We start from the raw sequence: 1,554 nt of genomic DNA on the forward strand, positions 1-1,554 counted from the left end.
CTTGGCCAGCAGGCCGCATGCCGCGCGACGCGCTCCTCCGGCGGCATCAGCAGCGCCGTGTGCATCGCATCCGCCACCTGGTCGGCGTCATACGGGTTGACGATCAGCGCCTCGGTCAGGTCCTCCGCCGCCCCGGCGAAGCGCGAGAGCACCAGCACGCCGGGGTCCGCCGGGTCCTGCGCGGCGATGTATTCCTTCGCCACCAGGTTCATGCCGTCGCGCAGCGGCGTGACCAGCCCGATGCTGGCGATCCGGTAGAACCCGGCGATCGTGGTGCGGTTCACCGCCCGCGTCATGTAGCGCACCGGCGTCCAGTCGAAATCCGAATAGGCGCCGTTGATCTCGCCCGCCTGCCGGTCCAGCTCCCGCCGCAGCGACTGGTACCGGTCGACATCCTCGCGCGAGCGCGCGGCGATCTGCAACAGGCTGATCCGGCGCAGATGCTCGGGGTGGCGCAGGAACAGCCGGCCGAAGGCGGCGAAGCGAAGGGGCAGCCCCTTGGTATAGTCCAGCCGGTCCACCCCGATCGCCAGCGCGCGCCCCACCAGGCTGGAGATCAGCCGCCGCGTCTCGGTCATGCCCGCCGCCCGCCGCGCCGCCCGGGCGAACCCCTCGACATCGATGCCCACCGGCGTCACCGTCGTCATGGTGCGGTGCCCGTTATGGACGAAGCCGTCCTCGCCCACGCGCTGCATCTCCATGCAGGACGCCGCCGATTCCAGGAAATTCAACCGGTCGCCATGCGTCTGGAAGCCGACCAGATCGGCCGCCGCCATCGCCCGCACCAGATGCTCCGCCTCCGGCAGCACGTGCAGCACCGCCGGCGGCACGAACGGGATATGCAGGAACAGCCCGATCCGGTTCTTCACCCCCAGCCGGCGCAGCGCCTCCGCCAGGGTCAGGAGCTGGTAGTCATGGATCCAGATCACGTCATCGGGCTGCAGCAGCGGCGCCAGCCGGGCGGCGAACAGGTCGTTCACCGCGACATACCCCTCGTAATCGTCCCGCCGGTAATCGATCAGCCCGGTCCGGTAATGCAGCAGCGGCCACAGCGCGCCGTTCGAGAAGCCGACATAGAAGCGGCGATAATCCGTCTCGCCGAGATCCACCGTCGCATAGGTGATGCCCTGATGTTCGCTCACGCTCGCCCGGTCCGAATTCGCACCGCCCCGCCGGCCCGACCAGCCGAACCAGAGCGAGCCGGGGATCATCGCGTCCTCCAGCGCCACGGCCAGTCCGCCGGCCCTCGCGCCCTTGTCGGTCGGCAGCGACACCCGGTTCGAAACGACGACGAGCCGCCCCATCCTCACACCCTCCCCGGCGCCAGCGCGCTGCCCAGCCAGGCCAGCACCGCGGCCGGCGTGCCGTCGAAATCGCGGTGAACGTGCAGCCCGTGCCCGCCCAGCGCCGCCGCCGCCGCGATCGCCTCCTCGTCGGTCACATCGTCGCCGACGAAGACCGGCACGCGCCCGGCGAAAGGCGGCCGCGCCATGAACCATTCCAGCGCGCGCCCCTTGCCCGCGCCGCGCGGGCGGATCTCCCAGGCCATGTTCG

General features: G+C 70.8%; 2 protein-coding genes. Both read right to left on the reverse strand.

Annotated elements, in window-relative coordinates:
* On the reverse strand, positions 1-1,304 hold a 1,304-nt coding region (locus APM_RS00815; protein WP_039887410.1), incomplete at its 3' end, for a trehalose-6-phosphate synthase.
* Between the two features lie 2 nt (positions 1,305-1,306).
* The coding region (locus tag APM_RS00820; RefSeq protein ID WP_007421459.1) for a trehalose-phosphatase at positions 1,307-1,554 on the reverse strand (248 nt) is incomplete at its 5' end.

The organism is Acidiphilium sp. PM (assembly GCF_000219295.1).
Classification (GTDB): domain Bacteria; phylum Pseudomonadota; class Alphaproteobacteria; order Acetobacterales; family Acetobacteraceae; genus Acidiphilium; species Acidiphilium multivorum.